The organism is Desulfovibrio fairfieldensis (assembly GCF_001553605.1).
In the GTDB taxonomy this organism is placed as follows: Bacteria; Desulfobacterota; Desulfovibrionia; order Desulfovibrionales; family Desulfovibrionaceae; genus Desulfovibrio; species Desulfovibrio fairfieldensis.
The window spans coordinates 1,076,319-1,099,053 of the sequence record NZ_CP014229.1 but is presented as its reverse complement, the minus strand read 5'-3'; the positions used below and the strand labels follow the sequence as shown (position 1 = coordinate 1,099,053).

Here is a 22,735-nt window from a genome sequence, read left to right as displayed (position 1 = left end):
ACGTGCATCCTGCCCGGAAGGCACTCTCTCCTCCGGCCCCACTTCCCTTAAGGCGGACGAGAGCCGGATAGGAGAGCCCATTTCTGATATCGGGCACCGTCCAATCGTATTGTCCGGCTTTGTCGAAATACGCCCGCAGCACACGGCTCCCGCCAGCTTGCTCCGGAGCGGGTTCACAAGACTGCCCGCAATCGCACAAAGAACCGCACAGGCCGTTGAACGAGACGCACACTTTTCGCTGGTTCATAAGATTCTCCTTGGTTTAATTTGCAGTGCTCTTTTCCAAACATTTTCCGCCACCCAGACCCCCCATGTTCAGAATCACTTCAATCCCCTGCTCTCCGCCGCCCTGATCGGCCTCGATCCGGGCAATGCTGTCCAGGGTTCGCCGGATCTGGTCCTGCACGTCGCTCAAGCCCTTTTCCCAACCGGCGATATGCTCGGCATAACTTTCCGAGGACGTGGTGACAGTGGTGCCGCTGTTCTGCGTGGTGTTCACTCGGGTCTGTGTCCCGCCCCGCACCATCAGCGCCGGGTGCCGCCGTTGATTTCCTTCCGAATCCTGTTCCCCGGTGGGCTGTCCGGCCAGCGCTTCCGCCTCCCGCGCCCGCTGAATCCGCTGCATGATGCGCAACTCTCGTAACTTGAGCATCTTGAGATTTTCCCGAAGCATGGTCAGCGGATCTGTATCCAGTCCAGCCAGATACGCCTGTTCCTCCGGCGTCATGGTGGCGGCCAGGATCGTCTCGTGCGCGCCGGTCCGCAGCGCGTTCTTCGAGCCCTTGGGTGGACCGGAAGACAGACCGCCATGGAATCGGCATACCCGCTTTCCGGGCACGCAGGTATTTTTGCACTGCTCCCCGGTTGAATGGGACGTGGCCGAGCAACGCGGCCGATTCTGGTACGAGGGGGCAGGCATCAACCCCTCACGTCCATGGGGTAATTTTCAAAACGCTGCATGTCCTGCCTCACGCTTCGCCGGGCGCAATCCCCCCAGCGTAAAAAACCCAAACCCCTGCCTATGGTTGCGGCTCCGATGAACCGCCGACCTGTCCCGTCCGCTTTGCCGTGGCTGCCGCATCGCTGCGGTTGCGCTCGCTCGCCCGGAGGATTGCGGAACACTCCGTTCCGCCGCTGTCGGCATCCGGCCCGACTTCCCAGCCTGCAAAAAACGCCCACGTTCTCGGTTACCCCTGGACTTACCGGCACTGCCAGGGCGACCCGCCCCGCCGGGTGGAGGGGCAGACGGTTTCAGTCCTCAAATCTCAAAAATGCTGTTCTCCTTCGGCGGAACTCAGCGTAACGCCGAACTTCTTCGCCAGGGCCATGCCGTTGACATACTGCTCGCAGGCCGGAATGCCCGCCGCCCGGAAAAAGGCCTTCTTGGCCGCCTCATCCTGGAACACCACCATGCAATAAAATTCCGCGCTCTGCGCCTCCTGCATTTCCTGCATGGATCTGGACCGGGCTTCGCGTACCTCCCGTACCTTGTCCTTGGTGGCCTCTACCTCGGGCGTGTCCTCAAAAAGCGTGGCAAAGCGCGGATCGCCGTCGAAAAGAAAGGCCATGTCCGAATCCGTAAAGCCCATTTCCTCCGGCGTCAGGCCGCCGTCTTCGATCATCTGCCCCAGCCGGTCGATGTCGAACTCGCCCTGGACGCTGGGATTATTCAGAATGACATTGAGCTGCTTTTCCTCCCGCTCAGGCACATCAAGGGCCGTGACGCGGATTTCATATTCGGCGGTCTTCGCCGGGTAGCCTTCAAGAAAATCGACCTGCTTCAGGCGCTGGTGCCCGGCTACCAGATTGCCGGTACGCCGATTCCAGAACAGCGTGCCAATCAGTCCATGCTTTTCGATGGCCTTGCGCAGCCGCTTTTCCTGACCTTCGCCCATGATGCGCGGGTTGTACGGGGCCTCGCGGATCTGCGAGCGCAAAATGTAGATTTCCTCGCCCTTCTGATACTGGGTGCGCCCTTTCACCGCGCCCGACACCGACTTTCCGGTCGCGCTCATGCCCCCTCCTTTACTCCGCCCGCTGCGGGCTTCTCATGCTCGCGTCGGTTACGGTCAGCCCGAACTCATACTGAGCCACAGCCGTTCCCACCAGCGGGAACCAGGACCGCAACATCTCATAGTCGCCCGGATAAAATTTGCGGATTTGGTACATATCCCGTCCCATCAGCGAACGGAACGAAAAGCCCAGGTGCCGGGACTCTGGCGCGATCTTGAGCCGGTGGTGCCGGATGTAGCTCATCACGTCCGCCTTGCTCCAGTGCGCCACGGGAAAGAACCGCCCGCGCCTGTCGTTCACCACGCCGCCGTCGCCCTTGATCATGGCCCGGCGCACGATGGAATCCGCGATGCGTTCCCCGGCCGCGATCCACCAGATACCCGTCACAGAGCGGACATGGGTGTACACGTCCAGAAAGCTGATCAGCGGCAATTCATAGTCCGGCTGCCGGTATGTCCCGTAGCGCAGCCATTCGGCCAACATGGGATGGGGCACGACGAGCGGGGCCACGCCGTAGCGTTCCTCCACCCAGCTCAGACACGCCCGCTGAAACGAGAGCACCGGCCCGAGCTGCATGAACACCACCCGCACCTCGTCAAAATAGCGAGCGCACAGATCAAGCGTCACCGCCGAGTCCTTGCCCCCCGAATAGAAGACAATGACCCGGCGGGTAATGGTTGCGGCGGTCCGCACGCCGTCAAAAAGCAGCGTTGTGGCCGCCATGCCGACTAGCCCCCTGAACCGCCGGCACCCCGGCTGCGCAGGATGTTCCGACCGAAGGTGCCCACGTCCCGCGTGCTCTTACGGCCGTCGCTGGTCGAACCGGTTCTGTAGGAAAAACCGGAGTTGGAGCGGGCATACCGCGCCTGGCGCTGGTAACTGGTCCGATTCATACGAACCTCCAGGAAAAAAGATTGCTGTTCATTGCCTCTGACGCCTCCCGGCCCCGTGGGAACCGGGAAATGTTCACATTCCACCGTCCGGATCATCCTTGTCGTCGTCAGGCAGGGACTTTTCCACGGACGACACCAGCTTCTTCCGCCCCCGGCGCACAATAAGCGCGAGCAGCTTCGGCACGCGCCAGCCCATGCGCTCCAGATGGGCGATGATGGATACCGTGTCCGTCAGGATCAGGTAGGCCAGAAAAAACTTGACCAGCGGCACCTGAAATCCAATGGCATGGGAGAGCGCCACGTCCACCCACCAGACCAGAATGATGTACACGCAGTAACAGGGGAACTTGGCGACGCCCCGCGCCATGATCCGGCAGCGGAAATGCCCGCGCCGCACAGCTTCCCACATGCCCAGGGCGAAATCCGCTACAAGGGAAATCAGGGTCAGCGCCACCAGCATCGGATCGGCTCCCAGCACCCCGGACACCCAGGCCAGCAGCGCGCCGAAAGCCGCCTTTTCCGGCAGCAGGTCAAAGAGGCTCCGCGAGTAATACACAAATCCCTCGATGGGGTTGACGTTATTGACCATGGCGGGCCTCCCCGACGCTCTCCCCGAGCGCCACCTTGTCGCGGTTGCACTGGCCGAGCGCGTCTTCCATGCCGAACCCCCATTGCAGCAGATCCCCATTGGTGGCTCCCGGCTTGGGAAACTCAGGCCCCGGCCTCGGCTCCATGAGCCAGGCCGGGGGAGTGAAATAGACCGGCACGGGAACCGTGACCACCTGGTCAACGGTTTTTCCGCAGCCGGAACACAGAATCAGGCAAAGGCTGATCAGCCCAAGCGCGCACTTTTTCATCGGTCCGCCTCATGGTTTCCCAGACGCCCTGGCGCTGGTCTTTTTCCGCCGCGGCTTCCCGGTTCGCGTTTTCGCGGCGGTCCAAAGCGGACTCCGTGCGTTCCGTCTGCCTCGCCTGCGCGTCGATCATCACCCCCTGGGCCTGCGCCGCCGCCTCCAGCTTGCCCGCATTGGTCTGCACCTGTGCCAGCCTGCTTTCCGCGCGGTACAACATGCCCCCCAGCACCACCAGAGCCACAACCAGCACACAGGACAGCCCGGCAAAGAGCTTGCCTGACAGGCTCATGCCAGCTCCTTGAGCAGTTCGCTCTCAAGCCGCCTCCGGCCCTGATAGCCGGTCCAGAATCGCCCGGTTCCCAGGCGGTAGGCGGCGTCGGTCCAATTCTGAGTGACGAACGCCTTCCAGGTGTTGGGATACTTGCGAGGCGACTTGACCCCTCGCTGGTATTGGATGCTGACGATGGCCGCCTGAGCCTGCCAGGGCAGGGACGCAAAAGTGCCGTGATCGGTGGCGGCGTCGTAGTAGGCGGAAATTTTGCTGATGTGGTGGTTGAGCATGGCCTCGTCCAACTCGTCGGCGGCGGCCTGGCTGAGCGTCAGCGGCAGACGGTGCAGCGCGTCCACGGCGGCGGCCCTGCTTTGCTCCAGATAGGGCATGAGTTTGTAGACAACGGCATTGCTCACGCCCATGTTGCGCAGCGTGTTTTTGTCCGTCTGGCCCAGGTCCACGCCCGTGCCGATGGTCACGCCGGACGCGCCCATGGGAACGTATCGTTCGGGGTTCGGGCCGCCTTTATAATTGGCCGTGCCTCCCGTGGTCAGGTTGCAGGGGATGTACCCGCACACCTGCTGCGGCCCCTCGAAACCGGGACGGCGAAGAACATCCTGAATTTTGTCAGTATAGATGGGCATGGCTATGCTCCTGCTTTTTGGCAGAAACGTAGCACGGCAACGCCGCCGCTCCCCGCTATCTCCCGAAACAGCGGGGAATCGAGGCGAAAAAGGGGATTGACATGACCTGTGATAAAAATAGTATACCTATACCAGACTCAATTTTCTCCATTTTTATAAAAATTAAGGACATATTAAAGTACGTTTTTGAGCATAAAAATTAAATAACATATCAATTTTACATATAAAAATTATATAAAATATTGTATTGACAATCAGTCTATTAAATGAGACTTAGCCCTCTAAGAGGAGGTAACAATGAAATCGTGGGAATTCGAGGACGCCTTCTGGGAAACCGAAGGCATCCAAATCGTTATTCGCGCTCCGCGGAATGAGGACGTGCCGGATTATAGCTACGAACGAGCTTGTTCAGGGAATACAACGCTGGCAGAGCTTCGTCGTGGTCGGCTCGCTGCTTTGGGAGAAGAGTTTGAGTACGAAATTATAGATGGAGACAACGAAACGCCGAATGGCAAGACAAAACTGTCGACTATCCGCGATTCGTATGACTGAAATTTCCCGTTCGCGGGAAAAAGCGAAGCCGCCGACAACCCGAAGGCCGCCAGCGGCTCCTTGACCAGAAAACAAAACCTAGAGACTTTTGTTTTTACTGGGAATTATCCATCCGGTCAAGGTGTCGGCCCACAGGAGTTTCTGCATGCAGAAACACTCTACAGGTGCGCCCAAAGGCCGCCAAACTTGGATGGGGAAGGTGAATGGCGTAATGGTTCGCTTTGTGAAGTGCTTCCGCCACTGGAGATCAGGCAAGATCATCAGGGCCGAGGACTACGGAAAAAAAGCGTTCATCATTCCCCTTCATCGTAACCACTAATCTCAACACGGCCTCCCGCATGCGGGGGGCCGTCTCTGTTTTTTTCCTTCCCCGTTGCGCCACTGCACATACCACGCCCACAGTTCCGCCGCTTCCACCTTGGGCATGTCACCCTCCATCACCACAGGCGCACCAGCGGCGATCATATCCCGCACCTTTTCTTCGGACGTGCGCAGCGTGGCCGCGATATTCTTGTAGCCGCGCAACACCTGCACCGGCCGGACAATCATTGTTTCCTGGCTCATCGCATTCCCTCTTCCTCATGGGGTTCATATTCCTTGTTCAACAGGCGCACCGTCGTGACCAGCAAATGCAGGGCCTCGGTCTCCACACGCTCCGGCGATTCCAGCTTTTCGACGGCCTGCACCAGTTCGCCGTATTCGGCTCCCACCCGACCCAAAGCCTGATAGATGCCATCGGCAAAGACAGGATGCTTGCACCGCGCTTCCTGCATGGCCTCGGCCAGCCGGTACAGCGCCTGTTCACCCCGTATGGCCGTGCCGTTTCCAATAATCTCCAGGCAATCCCGTACCGCGTCCGCGTTCACGATTCAGCCTCCATATACTGTTGAATGGTCGCCCGTGCCTCATCCCACCCCCGGCAGACAGTGACCTGATAGCCCTGGGCCGCGAGCAGTGCGAGCATGTCTTCCTGCTCCCCGCTTACCCGGCCCCCGGTTCGCCGTTTGTTTTCCACGAACAGACCATGCCGGCGCCCGCGCGGCACAGCCAGCAGCAGATCGGGCGCACCCGCGCGCAAGCCCTCGGCCTTGAACCAGCGCCCAGTCGCCCGGCTGCGCTTGCCCGCATTCGGAATCGCCATGAGCAGACGTTCATCAAGGCCGCAGGCCGGGGCATACCAGCGCCACCAATCCATGAGCGCTTTTTGCTCCTCGTGCTCCGTGGGCATGGGCAACGCTTCGGGAAGACCGAGCTTGCGACCGATGCGCCGGGCCTCAATGCGCCGCACGTCTTCCAGCGTCCAACGGGCGGCCATCGTCACACCGCCTCGGCTTTCCCGGTCCTGTCTGGAAGCGCCTTGAGGAAATCACGGGGAATCGGCCTCCCGGCCCCCTCTTCCAGGGCCTGCCGCGCCTCTCCGGCCGCCAGCACAGCCGCCGCGCGCCTTTCATCTCCGATCAGGACAGGCGCGGGCACCTCGCCCAAAAATCCGTTGCTCCCGTTCCGGTTTTCCAAACGCCCGGGGAGGTGGCCGAACGTCTTGATCCCCTGGCGGCCATAGGCGGCATACATCCTGACGAAATCCCGGCGCCAGAACTTTTCCTCCGCGCCACGCAGTTCCTCGCACAGCTTCGTCCAGCCGCCGAAGCCTTTCTCAACCACGGCCATGGTCACGGGATCGTCAAAGACCACGGAACGGTAGCCGCCGTGTTCCCGTAGCGCCAGCAACACCTTGCCCGCTTCCACTTCGGCCCGATCCTCCTGGCTTCCGCCACCCAGGTGGTCAAGGAAATCCGCCACAGTTGGCATGGTGGTGTAACGGCGGGATACCATGAGCGACATGGCCGCTGCGCGGATGTCGGCTATGTCGTGTTCCCGCAGTGCCGTAAAACGGAGGCTCAGGCCCTGTTTGGTCAACGTCTGGCTGTAATTCTCGGCCAGAGCCACCATGATTTCGGCAAAATCCTTTTTGTCGGCGTCCGTCATGGCTTACCCCTCCCCCGCGAAGTCACGGGCGGCCTGCATGTTGGCGTCCTGACGACGTTGCGCCGGAGATACCCAGGGCTGTCCCCCGCCTCCGGATTGTCCGCCGCCCTTGTTCTGTTCCCTCTCCATCCACGCATTCAGGAAACGCATGACACCCTTTTGCGTTTTTTGCCGGGATGGATTGCTCAGGCACCAAGCGCGGGCTTTCGCCAACTCTCTCTCGACGTTCACCCCCGGATACGCCCGCTTAAATTCCTCAACCACCGCGCGGGAAACCGGGAACTCCGTTTTGTCCACCAGGGGAATGAGGGCCACAGACGGCTCCGGCGGCGTGGAGCCTGCCAAGGGCTTCGCGCTGATGTCTTCCTGGTCTTGCTCCCTGTCCCCTTCTTGATCCTGATCTTGCTCTTGGCTTCGGAGGGGCTTGCCAGGGGCTTCGGAGGGGCTGGGGGCGGACAGGTGATACGCCTCCCCATATTTTTCCCAGAAAGCGCGGAGAAACTTGTTTTTCGGGAGAGACGCCCATTCCTTGCGTACCCATTTCACCAGATTGTCTTTGAGGTTGAGCGGGCCGCCGATTTGAAACCGCGCCATATTGTAGACCCACACCACTTCCGAGTCTTCGTCATAGTCGCAGAACCCGGCTTCCAAGCACTTTTGAAGGGCCTTTGAAGCCCCTTGCAAGGGGAGTCCGGTATCATGCGCGAGATACGAAAGGGGCAGATAGTACAGCCCGAATGCGTTGGCATGGGGGCAGGTGACAAGATAAAGGGCCACGGCAAGCGCTTCCGGCCCCGCCCGGCGCAACTCCCGTCCTGTTTCCCCTGTCCAGAATTGGGGGGCAATGGACGCATAATCACGCATGATTTCCCCCCTTGACGATGCACAGCATTTGATTCATACTCTTTTTACAGTGAGTTTTCGAATTTGGCCCGGCTGCAACCGGGCCTTTTTTTATTCATACCGAGTCAGAATCTCGCTCAACTTTTGCGCATTTGTTGCAGCCATCAGTTACCTTCTTGTGCTTCCAATTTTGCCAGCCTGATCGGGCAACGCTCCTCACACCAGTCCCGCCTTACGCCATACACCCCGCTCGGAGACGGAACGGTAAATTCCCCAATTCCACACAAATCCGCCCTGCACATCACTGAACGGCCCGTGCGCGTCAATCTGCCGTGCGAACAACCCGAGGCGGTGTGTTTCTTGCTGTCGTCGATCATGCCCATCCCTCCGCGTGCCCGGATAACATTCCCATCATTGGCAACGGCGCACGTACCGGAAGATCCCAGGTGGCTGGCCCGTTGTCCCTTACGAGCGCTTCAACCATCTCCGGCGGCACGGAATTGCCGCACATGCGTATCTGCGCGGTTTTTGTCAGGCGCTTTCCGCCCGGAAGCTCGTCAATGATGTAATCCGGCGGGAAGCCCTGCGCCGTATAGAGTTCTCGCGGCGCAAGCATCCGCATGAGGATATCCATGATGCGAAGGACGACGCCCTCATAGACAAATTCCGCTTCGTCCTCCGGGCCGATGACGCCCCAAGCGCGCAAAAATTCTCGGACCTGCTCGTATCGCCCTGGTTCGGAACCTTTCCGTGCCTCGGCTTCCACCAACCCCATGCGGGCCTTGGCGGTAATGGTGTGCATGGGCTCGCCCACGTCCGCAGCCTTGGCCGTGCCATAGTATTTGACCAGACATGCGGACGTAAGGGCCATACGTTCTTTGCTGGTCAGGGTATGGAACGGCTCATCCACGCCCGAACAGTCCGACTTGCCGTAATATTTTGTGATGCAGGCGGCCACGAGTGCGTCATGGTTGCACTGAGTGATTGTAGGATGCGGGGCGTCCACTCGTTGACCGATGGACCGGCCGAACTGGCGGGAAAGTACCGGAGCCACAAGGCCGAACCTGTTTTCCGTGGTCTGTGTCGGGAGCGGACGGCCCAAGTCCTGACCGCGAAAATCGTCGGGCTTCTTGGCCCCGTAATAGGTCACGATGAACGGCTCCGCCGCCTGGAGGACATATCGCCGTAAGCCCTCGGCAATACGGCGCTGTGTGGCGAGAACCAACGGCTTTTTTCGGTCGAAAATACTTTGCGAGGGGATAGACCAGTCAATGCACTCCGCCGCCGTGCGCCACGGCAGCAGTTTTCCGGCCAGCACTTCGGCGGATTTCAGGTTGCCGTGTGTGGGCGCGGGCCAGACGATGGGCCCCTTGTCCCGCCGCGCCACAACAAAAAGCCGCCGCCGCGTGGTGGGCGCGCCATAGTCGCAGGCTCTCAAAAGCCGCCATTCCACCCGGTAGCCCAGCCGCACAAGCCGTTTCCGCCACGCCGCAAAGGTGGCCCCGGCCTGCTCTTTGATTGGCTGGCCGTTTTTATCCAACGGTCCCCACGTCAAAAATTCCTCCACGTTCTCCAACGTGATAAGGTTCGGGTGCGTGTCTTCCGCCCAGCGAATAACTACCCACGCGAGGTCGCGGATATACTGAGACTTGGGCTTGCCGCCCTTGGCCTTAGAAAAATGCGTGCAGTCCGGCGAGGCGTGCAGAATCGCCACGGGATGCCCGCCTGTGGCTTCCAAGGGCAGCACCCGGGTGATGTCGTTTTGCATGTGCCGTGTGTGCGGATGATTCGCCCTGTGCATGGCCAGAGCTTCGGCGTCGTGGTTGATGGCGATGTCCGGGTCGCGTCCCAAGGCCCAGGCAAGGCCGGTCGAGGCTCCGCCACCGCCCGCAAAGAGATCGACGATCAAGCCGTTCATGCCGCTCCCCGCGTATGTTCCACGTCGCACAGGTCAAAAAGGCTCGGCGCGGAGACGTCCTGTTCGGCGGCGCGCAGGTATTTCACGCCGTCCAGAAAATACCCGGCGTTGAGTTCGCAGCCGCAGCCCCGGCGGCCCAGCATCACGGCCCGGTAGGGCACGGTCATCAGGCCCCCGAAGGGATCATAGACAAGTTCGCCGGGATTGCTGTAGCGGTTGATGATGCGATCAACGATGTCGAATTGCAGAGGGCAGACATGTTGTTGCAGGCCACGCTGCGCCTGCTTGCCGTTGAGCGTGCGCATGCGCGTGACGTCATGCCAGACCCATTCCGAATGACTGCCCGGAGCCAGGGCCATGAATGTACACGGCAGCGCGCCCTTGGCGTCCAGGCGCTCGCCGATGCGCACATGCTCCTCATAGTCGTAAATGTCCGCCAGACTGGCCTTGGTAAAATAACCGGCCAGCACGTCGGGCGTGAGGGTCGCCATTTCATCGGCGGTCATCAGACGGTTGCCGCTGCTCCGCCAGAAGGCGTGCGCGTCTATCTGCCAGCGGGCCCGGCTGTATTCGTTCTTGCCCTTGCCGACCGGCTCGTCGGCATAGCCGCGGCTGCGGTCGCTCTGCGGTTTGCGGAACAGCAGGATGTATTCGGGGCTGCCCACACCCATTTTGGTGCCGTCCTTGCACTGCTCGCTCCAGCCAAGGCGGTAGGTCTGATTGTTCTCGCGCACCACGTCCGTCACCACGGTGATCATGCCCATGTAATGGAATCCGTGCCGGATGCCGTGAAAGATGGCCTCGGCGTGGAAAGGGCTGACGGTGGGCGCGCCAGCGCCGGTGACGTTGCCGAACAGAATCCGGTCCTTGACGTGGCAGGCGTATATCCGGCCCGGTTGCAGCACGCGCAGCAGTTCCGGCGTAAGGAAGTCCATCTGCGCCCAGAAGTGGGCATTGTCGTCGGTATGCCCGAAGTCGTTGACCGACGGCGTGTATTCGTAATGATTGCTGAACGGAATGGATGTGCAGATCAGGCCTGCGGAGTTCTCCGACATGCGGCGGGTTTCCTCCACACAGTCATTGTTGACCGCCGTGAAGTGCTGCCCCCGCACCTCTATACGCTCCACGCCGATGGACCGGCGCAACTCCTCCGCCATCCCGGCGGCGGACAGGCCGTATTGTTTGATGATCTCGCTCATGCGCTTCACCATCTCCTCATGCCGCCGCCATTTGGCTTGCAGGGCTTCCAGCACCTGGGCCTCGGCATCAGCGTAAATGATATGAATGTGGCATTCCCGCTCCTGCAGGAAGCGGTGAATGCGGTGGATGGCCTGAATGAAGTCGTTGAACTTGAAGCCGATGCCTAGAAAGATGGCCATACGGCAGTGGCGCTGGAAATTGCAGCCCGAGCCGGAAAGGACCGGCTTGCTGGCGAACAGGGGGAAGTCGCCGTTGGAGAAGTCCACAACCCGGTTTTCGCGCTCGTCCAGATCCATGCCGCCGTGGATGTCCACCACAGTCGGCACGGCCTGCCTGATGGCGTGGCGCTCGGCCTCCTGGTCATGCCAGATGATGCAGTGCTCGCCGGGTGCGGCGTCGAGAATGTCCCGCATCTTGGCTATGCGCGCGGGCAGACTGTTACGCTTGACCCGACTGGCCGCCTGCAGGCCCATGGCCGCGTTGTCCACAAGCTGCAACTGGCCGTGCTTGTCGCAGGCCTGCGGCAGGCCCGTCGCCACCTTGTGATAATGGACGTGAAGCCTGGGCAGATCATATCCCTCATCGGAGCAGCCCAGATCGGACGGCTTTTGCAGGAATACGGCCCAGGAGTTGACCCACAGCCAGAACTCGCGCTCCATATGCGGGTACAGGGTCAGATGGTTGGCCTTGGTGCTGTCGCGCTTGAAAAAGCGGGTCAGGGCCTGGCCGGTATCCATGACGCCCAGAAAACCGGCATAGTGGATCAGCTCCTTGTAACGGTTGGGGCTGGGCGTGGCCGTGGCCACAAAGCGGAACTTCACGGCGTCAAAGAGCGTAAGAAAGGTCTGATAGGTCAGGCTGCCGAAAGAGCGCAGCACGCTGGCTTCGTCCAAGGACGCGGCATTGAACTGGTCCACATGCAGGCGGCCGTCGCGCACGGATTCGTAATTGGTGAGGTACAGGCCCGGGCCGCTGATTTCCTCGTCGCGCCGGATGAAGGCAAGGCCCATGCCCAATTTGGCGGCGTCAGCCCTGAACTCCTGCCGCACGCCCAGAGGGGCGATGATGAGCTGGCGGCCGCCCTCCTTCCAAGAGATCTGGCGCATGATTTCAAGTTGCATGAACGACTTGCCCAGGCCGAAGGCCGCGAACACTGCGCGACGGCCCCCCAGCAGCGCCCAGCGCACGATATCGCGCTGGTGCGGCTTCAGCATGGGGTGGATGGCATCTGCCGGGACGGTAAAGCCGGAATGTCGCGAAATGGCCAGCTTGGCTTCGAGGAAGGAGCGGTAGAGGGTATTGCACATCACCTTTTCCCTCGAATACGCCGAAACAGGGGCCGTGCATCAAACCCGGCCTTTTCAAGCGTCATGACCACAGTCTGCCGCAGATCATTGGTGGCGAAATCCAGGGCGCCAAGCACCTCTTCAACGGACCCCGCTCCCTCCGCCAGGCGGTCACAGTCCTCATGTAAGCGCACCACACTCGGCACATCCTGAAGCATTTCCCGCTCCATGTTAGGGGCGTCCGGCTCAAGAGCATTCAGGGAGGTCGGAACCAGGCCGAAATGGGCGCACAGCGCGTACAACGGTTCCAGATTCCCGGTGATCTCCATGACTCGCACCATGTCGCCGATTTTGGTGCATGGCGGCTTCATACGTCCGTCGCCCAGCTTACGCGGCTGCGGGTTCAAATCCTGGTACACTGTGCGCTCGGCCCGGCCATCCTCCATTAGCCGGGGCGCAATGGCCGCGATGCCTCCGGGGTAGCTGCTGGCCGCGTTGTGGACGAGTCGTGCGATACGTTGCGAAAGTTCACTCATTTTCTTTTTTCCTGCGCTTGCCATGACTGGCAGGATCACGGCATGGAAATTTCAGCCCCCGCCCTGCTCCGTCTTACTGCCCGTCCACGCTACTGGCGTATTGCCGTTATCCTTCCGGGGCGCATCCTCTGGCGCACATACAGCCGCGCGGAGTACTCGACGCCGGACGATGCGGTGCGGCGGTGCCTGGCGGGGCTAGTACTTCCCAGCGGCATACAGCCACAGACAGACCAGCATTCCGAAGAATGCCGCCACGGATACGCCGAACCATGCGACCGGCTCCCAGCCATAGATGACGACGAAGCTACGCAGCATCCCCGCCCCCTTTCCCCGGTTCGGGTTCGGGCGGCGTGGTGGGGGTGACTGTAGGTTTAACAAGGTCCGTAAGCGGAATTTTTAACCGTTCTGCATATCTGAACGCGGAGCGTAGAGACAAACTCCTGATGCCATAGTAGTGCGCAAGGACAGTCCCCTTGGGAATCCCATGCGCGATGACGTCAGAAATCGTAAGACCGTGGGCACCTAAAGCCTTCCGAAAAACTGTTTCAGTTTTCATGCTTCTATTTTATACAAAAGTAAAAGTAATATGCAATAAATTTTTACATATAGAGATTTGACAAATGTATAAAATTGGGGTCGAAAGAAAATATGGGAAATTTCTTTGATACCGCAGTATTAGCCATCAAACAGGCTATAGAGAAAAGCTATAATGGGAATGTCAGTCAGGCGGCACGCGCATTAAACATCAGCGTTCCGACTCTCCATACATGGATAAAGGGTGATAGGAAACCGAGCTTAGAAAAACTTTCACCTCTCCTTGATGCTCTTGGAGCAACAATTTCGCTGCCGGAAGCCGATGCCTCACGTGACGTCTGCTTCGTCAACGCCAAGGTCGTCCCGGCCGGAGAGTATGCCACGCCGCCAGTTTCCGAAGACTATATAGCTGCGCCCCTGGTAGGCGAAGTAGGTGCAGGGCCGGGCTATCTGCCGGAAAACGACGTCAAAAGCTGGTTCCTCGCCTACAAGAACCTGCCTGCCATCAGGCACCGCCGAAATTTAATTGCTGTGGAAATCGGGCATAATTCCACGTCCATGCTGCCCACCTTAAATCCCGGTGACATCGTACTGGTGGACCGTGACGACCGCGACGTGACCAAGCCCGGACACATGATGCTGGTGCTTGACCCTGACGACGGTTCCGGCATGGTCAAGCGGGTCAGCATCACTGAGCGCAAAGACGATTTTCAGATCACCTATTACAGCGACAACGGCTCAAAGTGGCCGCCCATGGTTTACAGCCTGAAGCATGACTTCTGCGACGACTGGGACAAGGCTATTGTGGGCCGCGTCATCTGGGCGTGGACGGACGTGAGGGAGAAGTAGGAGATAGAACGAGTCAAAAATACGGAGAATGACATGCCGGTAACCTATTATCATGTAACGCATCCTCTTATTGGTGCCGGGAGCGTTATAGAAAATGGGAATTTTGGTAGACTCCTAGAAAAATATATGCCGGGATTCGGGGATATCAGCACGCTTTACAGAGAAGAAATTCTGGAACTCATTCGCAAAGAGCAATATCCAGAAAAACCGAGTCGGTTTAATTCCATATTTTTGCTCGATACTCTAGAAAATGCAGTTATCTACAGAAATTTCAACGCGAAAAATCAAAATATATATAAAGTAAAGGTCATTGACCCTGAGAAGCCAACTCATAAGGGTTTTTGGTGTCCCCCTTTTCCCATTGGAAATTATCGTCAATATTGCTTTGAATATGCAAAAATATATTGGAAAGGTGAAATAAAACGGATCAACATCATGAATGATAATATCAATACCCCTGTTATCCCGGTTGAAGTTATTGTTGAATCTGCTGTGAGAGTAGTTGCAAGGATTGTAGAGTAGGCTTCCTGCATATTTCTTTATCGGCACAATGCGGACAATGGACATTATTTTTTACAGGGAAAACACACGTATCTACCCTCTTTGCTACGTAGACGTGGAAGGTATTCTCGTGTTTATCGCCTGATGACCTGCTGTTTTTCTGAGACATAATCTCGCTCCTCTCCCCCCGCCCCTCACTTGAGGGGCTTTTTGTGCCCGTTGACCGGGATGCCATCACGCCGGAACTCGCGGCGTATTTTTTTATAAGCTAATTTTATACTTTTGTAAATTTTTATTGACTTTGATTTTACATTTGCATAATTTGATTTTGCCAACGGGGAAGAGCGGCGAACACGGGCTACGGCCCAGAGTAGCCACAAAGCCGGAACCGGAGGCGACCCCACAAGTACCGAGCACGGCAAGCCGCAAGCGGCCAAGGCAGAGGGTGGATGCCCGGCGACGCCCAGGCGCAGCGGGAAGGCAGGCGACGGCAGGGAAGGGGTGATACGACTACCTCAAATCATGCGGATTCAGGACTGAATATGTTGGATGTTTTGGGGGAAATGAAGTCTTTCGCTTTCATACAAAACAAGAACACGAATAGGGGACGCCATGTCGTCGCATTGGGAATGGATGGAAGAAGTCATTCGGAATCATGATGCCGAACACCCCTTTGCCCCGGAAAACGGCCAGCCGTTGAAGTTCAAGCCCGGAGACAAGGTTATCTACACAAACGATTATGGGGTTAAATTCAATCTACGAGTTACAGACTACTACAAGCCGGAAAAACCTTGTTCATTATATGCGTGCGGCGCTCGCTATTTACTAGATAGAGATTGCTATTGGATGCCAGTAAAAGAAGATTCTCTCGTAGTTGAACAGTAATTTTTCTTCTGACTTGCCGCGTCGCAAGACGCGGCAGGAATTGAAACAGAATTTATAAAGGAGGCAAGCCATGTGCTATGGAATGGGATGCAGCCATGAACAATTTTCGACAGGAACGTGTACAGACCCGCGCCGCTGCGCCATTGCGGAGCAAGCGCGGGAAGAGGAAACACGCGCCCGCCGGATCGCCAGCCTGCGCGCTACCCCCTATCTGTGCCCGGAATGCGACGAACGCGGAAAGGCCGCCTATCTCAAGCAAGACGGTTCTCTCTACCTCTGCCCGAAGTGCGGGACGGAATACGACGCTGCCGCGTTGCTGGACGCCTACCAGGGCATGCATGACGACCTGATTTCTGACGCGGAATGGGCGGCGGCCAGAATGGAAGAACTCAAGGCCGCCCACCCCGCGCTTGTGGAAGAAACCACGGAACCGGAAAGCCCGGCACAGGCCGCCCCGAGAAAGGCCGCGTGATGGGGCTCACAGTTCTGCCCGCCGTCTCGTGCCCGTATTGCGGCCGCCCGGCCAAGCTGGTCAACGGAGCCGCCATATACGGGCCGGGAAGATTCACGGATCTGTTTTTCTGGCTCTGCCGGGACTGTGCGGCGTGGGTAGGCTGTCACAAAAACAGCCGCCGCGCGGCCCCTATGGGCAGACTGGCGAACGCGGAACTTCGCCGCTGGAAATCCAATGCGCATGCGGTCTTTGACCCTCTCTGGAGGACCGGCCCCCTCAGTCGGGCCGACGCCTACCGCAAACTGGCAAAAGCCCTGGGCACCTACCCCGAATCCCGATTTTGCCACATCGGCTGGATGGACGTGGAGCAGTGCAAAGCAGTGGTGCGGATATGCCAGGAATGGAGATAGAAAAATGACCAGAGCAGAAACAGCGCAATTCATTAAGGACCGGGCTCAGACGCTCGAATATGAAGCCCGCCAATACCCCCGCACGGCCAAGACCGCGAGTGAATGGCTGATCCGTGCGGCGGAATGGACCAGAAAGCACGGGGACAAAGGCGTGTGCGTCAGGCTCATTCTCCAGTCGGTCCGCCTTGATATTTTCCGGATGTGCCCGAGCCTGTTCCCCCGAAAACGCGCCCGCCAGCAGCCGGGATGCGGGAGCGCCGCGTAATGGACATGGACCGCTCGACATTTCTCGCTCAGCGCCGCACCGGCATCGGCGGGTCCGACATGGCTGCGCTGCTCGGCGTGGACCAGTTCGGCCGCACCGCCCGCGACGTGTGGGAAGACAAAATTTTCGGGCGCCCGGACGACACGGACAGTTCCCCGGATTTCCAGCGCGGTCACTATCTGGAACCGATTGTGCGCGACATGTACGCCCGCGAAACCGGCTGGACCGTCCAGACGCCCCCCATGCAGCGCCATTTGAGCGAAACATGGGCCATCGCCAACCTGGACGGCATCGCGCTCCCCGACGACGGCGCTCCCGGCGTCCTGGAAATCAAAACCCCGCGCATGGCCGGCTTTCTGGCAATGGAGCAGGGAGGGGCGACCCATCAATATCTTGTGCAAATTCAGCACTACCTGGGCGTCACCGGGCTCAACCGGGCCGAACTGGCGGTATTCAGCGCGGAAATGTGGCGCATGATCCGCCTGCCCATTGAGCGCGACGACGCGCTGATCCACGCCATGTGGGACATCGCCCGCGATTTTTGGGAGCGATATGTCCTGACGGCGATTCCCCCTGAAGCAGACCTCGCCGGAAACGTGAACTTGCCGCCTCTTGATCCGGCCCTGGCGCGCCTGGACAGCCCGGAATGGACAACAGCGGCAGCCGCATGGCGGGAAGCCCGCGCCATCCTCAAAGACGCCGAAACCTATGAAAAGCATTGCCGGGCCGCGCTCGTTACCCTTGCCCAATCCACCGGAAAGGCTCGGGTACGCGGCGCGGGAATTGCCCTGAACATCGACAAACACGGAACCCCGCGCCTGCGGGATTTGATGGAGAAAGCAGCATGAGCCAGCATCCGAGCAATATCCCCACTCTGCCCGCCAGCGGAAATGCGACCCTGGCCGCGCAAAACAACCAAGTTGCCGCGCCCGAGTCCGCAATCGCATCGGCTGATCAGCAACGGGCCATCGCCGAAGTCCAGGCGGCTTTAGTTATCGCGGCCAGCCGTCCCCGCGACGAAATCAAGGCCCGTGAACGCCTGATCACGGCGTGCAGCCGCCTCAACCTCGCCAAAAGAGCCCTCTATGAATACGAGCGCGGCAAAGAACCGATATCCGGCCCCTCTATCCGGCTGGCCGAAGCCGCGGCCCGCGCCTGGGGCAATATGACCTACGGCTTCCGCGAAATGAGCCGCGACCAGGGAAAGTCCGAAGTCGAAGCCTATGCCTGGGACTTGGAAACCAACACCAAGGCCATGCGCCAGTTTGCGGTCAAACATTGGCGCGATACCAAAAAGGGCGGGTACGCGCTGAAAGACGAGCGGGACATCTACGAACTCGTTGCCAACTACGCGCAACGCCGTGTCCGCGCGACCATCCTCGAAATCATTCCCGGAGACGTGATTGAAGACGCCGTGCGCCAGTGCGAAATCACCATGAATGCGGAAGTCGGGGACATCAAGGAAGCCAGGAAAAACATGCTGGCGGTGTTCCAGCCCTTCGGCGTGCTTCAGGAACACATTGAAGCCCGGCTCGGGCACCGCCTTGACGCGATCCAGGCCGGGGAAATCCTGCGCCTGTGGAAAATCTACAACAACATCAAGGATGGAGTGAGCAAGCCGGAAGACTGGTTCGACATGACCATCAAACCCGCTGATGCCGCCACGGCGGCCAAGGCGGAAGAACTCAAGGGCCGTCTTGCCAAGGAGAACGCCAAACCCGCCGCGCAAGACGCCCACGCCGCCGAGTCCCCGTCCGGCCAGCAGGCAACGTTGGCCGCGAATGCGCCTGAACGGGACGGCACCACGCAGATTCCCTGCCCGAATCGTGACGGCGCGCTTGTGGAAGCGGCCCAATGTCCCTCCTGCCCCAGCTATACGGACGCCTCGGGCATGTTCTGCCCCTCGTGGCAAGGGGAGAAATAACCATGACTCAGACCGAAGCGGCTCTTGATCTCAACGTCCAAAGCACCCTGCCTTCTCTGGCTTTCAATTACGAAGGGCTCAAAGCCTGGGCCACGGACGTAACCGCCAAATACACTGATCTTGTCGTTACGGAAGAATCCGTACCGGACATCAAAAAGGATATGGCCCGCATCAACGCGACCAGGGCCGCCCTGGAGGAAGCCAGAAAAAAGGCGGTCAAGAACGTCTCCGCGCCCATCGAAGCATTTCAGCAACAGGCCAAGGAAATCACGGGCATTTTCACCCGCGCCTATGCCGCCCTTTCCGAACAGGTGAAGGGGATTGAGGCGCGGCAGCGTGAGGATCGGAAAACTTCCGTGCAAGCCATGATCGCGGAGGCCTTTGCGGCTCGGCCCGCCCTGGCCCCGTTCGACATATCCATCAGGGACGAATGGCTCAATGTCCGCGCCTCGAAAAAGGGCATCCGGGAAGCGATAGCGGGCATCATTGAGTCTCGTGTCCGGGAAGAGGCCGAGCAAAAGCGGCTGGAACAGGCCAGGCAAGAACGCACTCTTGCGATTGAGAACCACGTCAAGGACCTGAATGCCCGTCATGGTCTGGAGCTTTCCCTGGCCCGATTTATGACGCCCGATCTGTGCAGTCTCGACACGCCCCTGGATGAATCATTCAAGGCCATCAATGCGGCCTTTGCGACGGAACAGACGCGGCTGGATGCGGCGCAGCCACAGGCAATACGCACTGTGTCATCCGCTCCGGTTGTGCCCCAAGCGTCTCGAACGGTTACGGCGGCCTCGGTCCCTCCTGAAACCGCCCCGACAGCCTCCTCGGGCCAGGAAATCCGGTTGATGCTGATGCTTTCCTATCCCCCGGATAAGGAAGCCTCCATACAGATTGCCATCTCTCAACTCAAAGAACTCTGCACGTCATGCGGCGTGCGCAAAATATAGCTGGAGGTGTCTGCAACACCATGTGCCAATTCAATTTCCCCGAGGCCTATGCCCGTATCCAGGAGGCGACCGGCTGTCGCACGCAAACCGAACTTGCCGCGTATCTGGGCATTCGCCAGTCCAGCATTTCCGATGCCAAACGCCGAGGCAGCATTCCCGCGGACTGGCTGCTCATCCTGCTGCGCAGGAAAGGGTTCAATCCCGACTGGCTGATTTCCGGCCAGGGTGCCCGGTTCCTCATTCCCTGCGGCTGTGCCGCAAACGCGTCGGCCGATTCCTCGCAACACGCTTAAACAAACCAAGACGGTCTGCACAGACCACAATAACCTGGAGGTAAATATGAGCATTCCCTTGTCCCTCGCCCACATGAATGGCGGCGGCATCATTGAAGCTGTGGATGAAGCCCTGGCCCAAATCGCGGAAAACATCGCTGACGTGAATACTCCGCCGGAAAAGCCCCGCAAATTGGTGCTTGAAATCGTCTTTAAACCGAATAAGGACCGCAATTTTCCCATGGCCAAGGCCACGGTCAAAACCTCCCTCCAGCCTCAGGAAGCGCAGGAAATTCCGCTGCTGCTGGACAAGGAAGATGGCAAACATCTGCTGTTCGAGGCCGCCAAGGATCACAATCCCGGCCAGCTCCGCCTTGAAGGCACTATGCCCGGCGAGGTCCACGAAAAAACCTCCAAAAACGTGACGCCTTTCAAGGCTGCACAGAGCAACTAACCATCAACCAGAGAGGATATCCAAGTGTCACAACTTATTGACAATCGCAAAGAAGCCGATGCCCATCTTGTGGGTCTTGGCCAACAACTGGAAGCCGAAAAGAAGTCCAATGTACAGACTTTCATTATGCACAAACTGGATGACGAGCGTGTGTTCTACAAGCCCGATGCTGATCATGATTGGAAAGAATTGCGCGAAGCCCTGGTGGGTACTTTGAACGTCAGCACGCTCTCGTCCATCAAGGACTACCTGACCGACAACCCCGATGGACTGGATCTTCAGAAAACCATGGTGCATGTCCGCGGACCGCAGCTCGTCGATGTCATTTCCACTCCGTTCGGTGGTTTTCGCCAGCGCGACGTTTTCATGCAGGCTCGCGCCGTCATACCGGAACATATGTTCAATCAGCATGTGTCGCCGGACAAATTCGTGCCCTGGCTACAATCATGCTTCTGCGAAAGCGAAGACCTCCAAAGCCTGTTGCAAGTTTCCGGCAATATTGTGGACACCAGCGAAGTCCATCTCCTTGATGACGGCGTATCACAGGAGGTTTCCATCCGACAGGGCGCGGCGCGGAAATCCACAGTCCCTGTACCCTGCCCCGCCGTGCTCATACCGTTCAGTACCTTTGTGGAAGTGGATCAGCCCCCGCGCAAGTTCGTCTTTCGCCTGGGTTCCGATCCCCTGACCTGCTCGCTCATCGAAGCTGACGGCGGCGCCTGGAAAATCACGGCTATCAGCTCCATTTCCGAGTGGCTTCATGCCAATCTGCCCGATGGCGTGAAGGTGATCGCCTAGCTTCCAGCACCCCGGAGAGCAGAACTATTTCCACCATCATCAGAACCGGGACAAAGGAGCCCGGTTCCCATTGATGGCAGAAACCGAGGAAAACAGCCATGCCCAATACAATCGGCATACTCTCGGGTCAGTACATCACTGCCCATAAAAAAATCAGCCGGCCACCACAGTTGAACTTGCTTGAAGCGAGATGAGAAGGCGCTAAGGAGAACAGCAATGCTTACCGCATCTCAGGTTTCCACCCTCTTGAACGTATCGCGCGCATGGGTTTATAGGAACAAACGCGCGCTTGGGGGCTTCCAGCTTTCTCCTGGGGCCGCCGTTAGGTTCTCTGAAAACCGCATAGAGCAAATAAGGACAGGAGATTATGCCCTATCAGATGCCCAACGGGAAATGGCGCGGGACGCGGATGATACAGGGCCGCGTTCGCACGAAATCATTTCCGACCAAGGCAGAGGCAAAAAAATGGGAGGCAGAACAAAACGCAGAGCGGTGGGAAGTAGAGACTTCGCCGACCCCTACGGTCTGCTGGCTTGATTTCGCTACTTCGTATCTGCGTATGGTGGAAGAACGATTTAGCCGCAAGACGTGGCAGGAAAAAAAACATTCCTTTCGCCTCTCCCTTCAAGTTCTCCCCCCTGATATGAATATTGAACACATAACCCCACGGCACGGCCTGGACGTATTGCGTCGCGTAGCGCTCACCTCGGGCAACGCCGCCAATAAGACACGCAAAAACCTTGCGGCGGCCTGGACATGGGGACAACGCTACTACGGGTTGCCGCCGGTGAACCCCTTTCTCTCTGTGGAACGGTTTCCGGCGGATCAGACGCCCCGGTACGTCCCTCCGGAAGAAGATTTCTGGAAAGTCTACGAAATTGCCGACAGCGTGGACAAGGCCTTTTTGCTGTTCCTGCTCCATACCGCAGCGCGGCGCGCAGAAGCGTTTCGTCTGACCTGGGAAGATGTGGATTTTTCCGGTCGGAAAATTCGACTGGGGACACGTAAGACCGGCGGTCGAGGGATGGAGTACGCATGGATTCCCATGACAACTGCCCTCCGAGACGCCTTGGGCGAAATGAAGATTCGGAACAGAGGAAATCCTCTTGTATTCAGTAACCGCCATAACGGAGCGCAGTATACGGCGCGGCAACACATGATGCCGGAACTGTGCAAGGCGGCAGGCGTCAAGCCTTTTGGTTTCCATGCCATCCGGCACTTGTCAGCCACGATATTGGCCTATGAAGGAATGGATATCCCCTCTGTGCAGGCCGTGCTTCGGCACAAGAACCCCAACACCACGGCTCGATATATCAAGAGTCTCGGCGTGCAGCCGGACAAGATCGAAGCCGCCTTCGCAAAAAAGAAGGGGGCGAAGGTCGTACCCTTCGCCCCCCTGGAAAAAGCGATTTGCACATAAATTTGCACATGCTCAAATCGCAAAAC

The 22,735-nt window shown here is 58.7% G+C and carries 30 protein-coding genes; 14 read left to right on the top strand and 16 right to left on the bottom strand.

Annotated elements, in window-relative coordinates; genetic code table 11:
- Positions 1 to 262 precede the first annotated feature (262 nt).
- The 8 genes from AXF13_RS04720 to AXF13_RS04690 form a co-directional block, all read right to left on the bottom strand.
- Positions 263 to 919, bottom strand: coding sequence for an HGGxSTG domain-containing protein (locus AXF13_RS04720; RefSeq protein ID WP_150116073.1), 657 nt, complete (start codon positions 917 to 919; stop codon positions 263 to 265).
- A gap of 346 nt (positions 920 to 1,265) precedes the next feature.
- Positions 1,266 to 2,015: a ParB N-terminal domain-containing protein gene (locus AXF13_RS04715; protein ID WP_062251840.1), complete on the bottom strand. Its 750-nt coding sequence runs from the start codon at positions 2,013 to 2,015 to the stop codon at positions 1,266 to 1,268.
- Between the two features lie 10 nt (positions 2,016 to 2,025).
- Complete coding sequence (locus AXF13_RS04710) at positions 2,026 to 2,736, bottom strand: phosphoadenosine phosphosulfate reductase domain-containing protein (RefSeq protein WP_062251839.1); 711 nt, start codon at positions 2,734 to 2,736, stop codon at positions 2,026 to 2,028.
- Between the two features lie 5 nt (positions 2,737 to 2,741).
- Complete coding sequence (locus AXF13_RS17015) at positions 2,742 to 2,906, bottom strand: hypothetical protein (RefSeq protein ID WP_190276376.1); 165 nt, start codon at positions 2,904 to 2,906, stop codon at positions 2,742 to 2,744.
- Between the two features lie 73 nt (positions 2,907 to 2,979).
- A complete protein-coding gene (locus AXF13_RS04705) occupies positions 2,980 to 3,495 on the bottom strand; it encodes a phage holin family protein (RefSeq protein ID WP_062251838.1) in 516 nt (171 codons plus the stop codon).
- Positions 3,485 to 3,763 (bottom strand): Rz1-like lysis system protein LysC, encoded by a 279-nt coding sequence (gene lysC / locus AXF13_RS04700; protein WP_223299973.1) that lies wholly within the window; start codon positions 3,761 to 3,763, stop codon positions 3,485 to 3,487. Before lysC ends, AXF13_RS04705 begins: the two co-directional genes overlap by 11 nt.
- The gene (locus tag AXF13_RS04695; RefSeq protein WP_062251837.1) at positions 3,693 to 4,049 is read right to left on the bottom strand and encodes a hypothetical protein; all 357 of its coding nucleotides are present in this window, start codon (positions 4,047 to 4,049) and stop codon (positions 3,693 to 3,695) included. The genes lysC and AXF13_RS04695 overlap by 71 nt, the downstream gene beginning before the upstream one ends.
- On the bottom strand, positions 4,046 to 4,675 hold the full coding sequence (locus AXF13_RS04690) for a pesticin C-terminus-like muramidase (protein WP_062251836.1): 630 nt from the start codon (positions 4,673 to 4,675) through the stop codon (positions 4,046 to 4,048). The genes AXF13_RS04695 and AXF13_RS04690 overlap by 4 nt, the downstream gene beginning before the upstream one ends.
- Positions 4,676 to 4,972: 297 nt before the next feature.
- Here AXF13_RS04690 and AXF13_RS04685 point away from each other — a divergent pair, with 297 nt between their 5' ends.
- On the top strand, positions 4,973 to 5,227 hold the full coding sequence (locus AXF13_RS04685) for a hypothetical protein (protein WP_062251835.1): 255 nt from the start codon (positions 4,973 to 4,975) through the stop codon (positions 5,225 to 5,227).
- A gap of 321 nt (positions 5,228 to 5,548) precedes the next feature.
- Here AXF13_RS04685 and AXF13_RS04680 read toward each other — a convergent pair whose 3' ends face one another.
- The 8 genes from AXF13_RS04680 to AXF13_RS04645 all read right to left on the bottom strand — a co-directional run bounded on the left by AXF13_RS04680 (position 5,549) and on the right by AXF13_RS04645 (position 12,996).
- Entirely contained in the window at positions 5,549 to 5,791 is a 243-nt protein-coding gene (locus tag AXF13_RS04680) for a hypothetical protein (protein ID WP_062251834.1), read from the bottom strand.
- The gene (locus tag AXF13_RS04675; RefSeq protein ID WP_062251833.1) at positions 5,788 to 6,093 is read right to left on the bottom strand and encodes a hypothetical protein; all 306 of its coding nucleotides are present in this window, start codon (positions 6,091 to 6,093) and stop codon (positions 5,788 to 5,790) included. Before AXF13_RS04675 ends, AXF13_RS04680 begins: the two co-directional genes overlap by 4 nt.
- Positions 6,090 to 6,542: a VRR-NUC domain-containing protein gene (locus AXF13_RS04670; RefSeq protein WP_062251832.1), complete on the bottom strand. Its 453-nt coding sequence runs from the start codon at positions 6,540 to 6,542 to the stop codon at positions 6,090 to 6,092. Before AXF13_RS04670 ends, AXF13_RS04675 begins: the two co-directional genes overlap by 4 nt.
- 2 nt (positions 6,543 to 6,544) lie before the next feature.
- Complete coding sequence (locus AXF13_RS04665; protein ID WP_062251831.1) at positions 6,545 to 7,213, bottom strand: DUF6475 domain-containing protein; 669 nt, start codon at positions 7,211 to 7,213, stop codon at positions 6,545 to 6,547.
- Between the two features lie 3 nt (positions 7,214 to 7,216).
- A complete protein-coding gene (locus AXF13_RS04660; protein ID WP_062251830.1) occupies positions 7,217 to 8,077 on the bottom strand; it encodes a hypothetical protein in 861 nt (286 codons plus the stop codon).
- 352 nt (positions 8,078 to 8,429) lie between these two features.
- Positions 8,430 to 9,974, bottom strand: coding sequence for a DNA cytosine methyltransferase (locus AXF13_RS04655; protein WP_062251829.1), 1,545 nt, complete (start codon positions 9,972 to 9,974; stop codon positions 8,430 to 8,432).
- Positions 9,971 to 12,481 (bottom strand): DNA methyltransferase, encoded by a 2,511-nt coding sequence (locus AXF13_RS04650; protein WP_062251828.1) that lies wholly within the window; start codon positions 12,479 to 12,481, stop codon positions 9,971 to 9,973. The genes AXF13_RS04655 and AXF13_RS04650 overlap by 4 nt, the downstream gene beginning before the upstream one ends.
- Positions 12,481 to 12,996, bottom strand: coding sequence for a phage regulatory CII family protein (locus AXF13_RS04645; RefSeq protein ID WP_062251827.1), 516 nt, complete (start codon positions 12,994 to 12,996; stop codon positions 12,481 to 12,483). Before AXF13_RS04645 ends, AXF13_RS04650 begins: the two co-directional genes overlap by 1 nt.
- A gap of 648 nt (positions 12,997 to 13,644) precedes the next feature.
- Between AXF13_RS04645 and AXF13_RS04640 the strand changes: the two genes are divergently transcribed.
- From AXF13_RS04640 to AXF13_RS04585, 13 genes are all read left to right on the top strand, one after another.
- A complete protein-coding gene (locus AXF13_RS04640; protein ID WP_062251826.1) occupies positions 13,645 to 14,379 on the top strand; it encodes a LexA family transcriptional regulator in 735 nt (244 codons plus the stop codon).
- A 33-nt stretch (positions 14,380 to 14,412) separates the two neighbouring features.
- Positions 14,413 to 14,901, top strand: a complete 489-nt coding sequence (locus tag AXF13_RS16475; RefSeq protein WP_150116072.1) for a DUF2441 domain-containing protein — start codon at positions 14,413 to 14,415, stop codon at positions 14,899 to 14,901.
- 591 nt (positions 14,902 to 15,492) lie between these two features.
- Entirely contained in the window at positions 15,493 to 15,765 is a 273-nt protein-coding gene (locus AXF13_RS15785) for a hypothetical protein (protein ID WP_083521953.1), read from the top strand.
- 70 nt (positions 15,766 to 15,835) lie between these two features.
- Complete coding sequence (locus tag AXF13_RS04630) at positions 15,836 to 16,237, top strand: hypothetical protein (protein ID WP_062251824.1); 402 nt, start codon at positions 15,836 to 15,838, stop codon at positions 16,235 to 16,237.
- Positions 16,237 to 16,629 carry a zinc-finger-containing protein gene (locus AXF13_RS04625; RefSeq protein ID WP_062251823.1) on the top strand — a complete coding sequence of 131 codons (393 nt, stop codon included), beginning with the start codon at positions 16,237 to 16,239 and terminating at the stop codon, positions 16,627 to 16,629. The genes AXF13_RS04630 and AXF13_RS04625 overlap by 1 nt, the downstream gene beginning before the upstream one ends.
- A 4-nt stretch (positions 16,630 to 16,633) precedes the next feature.
- Positions 16,634 to 16,894: a hypothetical protein gene (locus AXF13_RS04620; protein ID WP_062251822.1), complete on the top strand. Its 261-nt coding sequence runs from the start codon at positions 16,634 to 16,636 to the stop codon at positions 16,892 to 16,894.
- Positions 16,894 to 17,742: a YqaJ viral recombinase family nuclease gene (locus AXF13_RS04615; protein ID WP_062251821.1), complete on the top strand. Its 849-nt coding sequence runs from the start codon at positions 16,894 to 16,896 to the stop codon at positions 17,740 to 17,742. Before AXF13_RS04620 ends, AXF13_RS04615 begins: the two co-directional genes overlap by 1 nt.
- Complete coding sequence (locus tag AXF13_RS04610) at positions 17,739 to 18,818, top strand: hypothetical protein (RefSeq protein ID WP_062251820.1); 1,080 nt, start codon at positions 17,739 to 17,741, stop codon at positions 18,816 to 18,818. Before AXF13_RS04615 ends, AXF13_RS04610 begins: the two co-directional genes overlap by 4 nt.
- Before the next feature lie 2 nt (positions 18,819 to 18,820).
- A complete protein-coding gene (locus AXF13_RS04605) occupies positions 18,821 to 19,765 on the top strand; it encodes a DUF1351 domain-containing protein (protein ID WP_062251819.1) in 945 nt (314 codons plus the stop codon).
- A gap of 20 nt (positions 19,766 to 19,785) precedes the next feature.
- Positions 19,786 to 20,058: a helix-turn-helix domain-containing protein gene (locus tag AXF13_RS04600; RefSeq protein ID WP_062251818.1), complete on the top strand. Its 273-nt coding sequence runs from the start codon at positions 19,786 to 19,788 to the stop codon at positions 20,056 to 20,058.
- Positions 20,059 to 20,104: 46 nt separating this feature from the next.
- A complete protein-coding gene (locus AXF13_RS04595) occupies positions 20,105 to 20,491 on the top strand; it encodes an apurinic/apyrimidinic endonuclease family protein (RefSeq protein WP_062251817.1) in 387 nt (128 codons plus the stop codon).
- Positions 20,492 to 20,515: 24 nt separating this feature from the next.
- Complete coding sequence (locus AXF13_RS04590; protein ID WP_062251816.1) at positions 20,516 to 21,289, top strand: hypothetical protein; 774 nt, start codon at positions 20,516 to 20,518, stop codon at positions 21,287 to 21,289.
- Positions 21,290 to 21,656: 367 nt separating this feature from the next.
- Positions 21,657 to 22,709, top strand: coding sequence for a tyrosine-type recombinase/integrase (locus tag AXF13_RS04585; protein ID WP_062251815.1), 1,053 nt, complete (start codon positions 21,657 to 21,659; stop codon positions 22,707 to 22,709).
- The last annotated feature ends 26 nt before the right edge of the window (positions 22,710 to 22,735 follow it).

Excerpts from the sequence above, each read along its gene's own strand:
- AXF13_RS04720 (WP_150116073.1), bottom strand. The coding sequence starts at position 919 with ATGCCTGCCCCCTCGTACCAGAATCGGCCGCGTTGCTCGGCCACGTCC.
- AXF13_RS04715 (WP_062251840.1), bottom strand. The coding sequence starts at position 2,015 with ATGAGCGCGACCGGAAAGTCGGTGTCGGGCGCGGTGAAAGGGCGCACC.
- AXF13_RS04710 (WP_062251839.1), bottom strand. The coding sequence starts at position 2,736 with ATGGCGGCCACAACGCTGCTTTTTGACGGCGTGCGGACCGCCGCAACC.
- AXF13_RS17015 (WP_190276376.1), bottom strand. The coding sequence starts at position 2,906 with ATGAATCGGACCAGTTACCAGCGCCAGGCGCGGTATGCCCGCTCCAAC.
- AXF13_RS04705 (WP_062251838.1), bottom strand. The coding sequence starts at position 3,495 with ATGGTCAATAACGTCAACCCCATCGAGGGATTTGTGTATTACTCGCGG.
- lysC (WP_223299973.1), bottom strand. The coding sequence starts at position 3,763 with ATGAAAAAGTGCGCGCTTGGGCTGATCAGCCTTTGCCTGATTCTGTGT.
- AXF13_RS04695 (WP_062251837.1), bottom strand. The coding sequence starts at position 4,049 with ATGAGCCTGTCAGGCAAGCTCTTTGCCGGGCTGTCCTGTGTGCTGGTT.
- AXF13_RS04690 (WP_062251836.1), bottom strand. The coding sequence starts at position 4,675 with ATGCCCATCTATACTGACAAAATTCAGGATGTTCTTCGCCGTCCCGGT.
- AXF13_RS04685 (WP_062251835.1), top strand. The coding sequence starts at position 4,973 with ATGAAATCGTGGGAATTCGAGGACGCCTTCTGGGAAACCGAAGGCATC.
- AXF13_RS04680 (WP_062251834.1), bottom strand. The coding sequence starts at position 5,791 with ATGAGCCAGGAAACAATGATTGTCCGGCCGGTGCAGGTGTTGCGCGGC.
- AXF13_RS04670 (WP_062251832.1), bottom strand. The coding sequence starts at position 6,542 with ATGGCCGCCCGTTGGACGCTGGAAGACGTGCGGCGCATTGAGGCCCGG.
- AXF13_RS04665 (WP_062251831.1), bottom strand. The coding sequence starts at position 7,213 with ATGACGGACGCCGACAAAAAGGATTTTGCCGAAATCATGGTGGCTCTG.
- AXF13_RS04660 (WP_062251830.1), bottom strand. The coding sequence starts at position 8,077 with ATGCGTGATTATGCGTCCATTGCCCCCCAATTCTGGACAGGGGAAACA.
- AXF13_RS04655 (WP_062251829.1), bottom strand. The coding sequence starts at position 9,974 with ATGAACGGCTTGATCGTCGATCTCTTTGCGGGCGGTGGCGGAGCCTCG.
- AXF13_RS04650 (WP_062251828.1), bottom strand. The coding sequence starts at position 12,481 with ATGTGCAATACCCTCTACCGCTCCTTCCTCGAAGCCAAGCTGGCCATT.
- AXF13_RS04645 (WP_062251827.1), bottom strand. The coding sequence starts at position 12,996 with ATGAGTGAACTTTCGCAACGTATCGCACGACTCGTCCACAACGCGGCC.
- AXF13_RS04640 (WP_062251826.1), top strand. The coding sequence starts at position 13,645 with ATGGGAAATTTCTTTGATACCGCAGTATTAGCCATCAAACAGGCTATA.
- AXF13_RS16475 (WP_150116072.1), top strand. The coding sequence starts at position 14,413 with ATGCCGGTAACCTATTATCATGTAACGCATCCTCTTATTGGTGCCGGG.
- AXF13_RS15785 (WP_083521953.1), top strand. The coding sequence starts at position 15,493 with ATGTCGTCGCATTGGGAATGGATGGAAGAAGTCATTCGGAATCATGAT.
- AXF13_RS04630 (WP_062251824.1), top strand. The coding sequence starts at position 15,836 with ATGTGCTATGGAATGGGATGCAGCCATGAACAATTTTCGACAGGAACG.
- AXF13_RS04625 (WP_062251823.1), top strand. The coding sequence starts at position 16,237 with ATGGGGCTCACAGTTCTGCCCGCCGTCTCGTGCCCGTATTGCGGCCGC.
- AXF13_RS04620 (WP_062251822.1), top strand. The coding sequence starts at position 16,634 with ATGACCAGAGCAGAAACAGCGCAATTCATTAAGGACCGGGCTCAGACG.
- AXF13_RS04615 (WP_062251821.1), top strand. The coding sequence starts at position 16,894 with ATGGACATGGACCGCTCGACATTTCTCGCTCAGCGCCGCACCGGCATC.
- AXF13_RS04610 (WP_062251820.1), top strand. The coding sequence starts at position 17,739 with ATGAGCCAGCATCCGAGCAATATCCCCACTCTGCCCGCCAGCGGAAAT.
- AXF13_RS04605 (WP_062251819.1), top strand. The coding sequence starts at position 18,821 with ATGACTCAGACCGAAGCGGCTCTTGATCTCAACGTCCAAAGCACCCTG.
- AXF13_RS04600 (WP_062251818.1), top strand. The coding sequence starts at position 19,786 with ATGTGCCAATTCAATTTCCCCGAGGCCTATGCCCGTATCCAGGAGGCG.
- AXF13_RS04595 (WP_062251817.1), top strand. The coding sequence starts at position 20,105 with ATGAGCATTCCCTTGTCCCTCGCCCACATGAATGGCGGCGGCATCATT.
- AXF13_RS04585 (WP_062251815.1), top strand. The coding sequence starts at position 21,657 with ATGCCCTATCAGATGCCCAACGGGAAATGGCGCGGGACGCGGATGATA.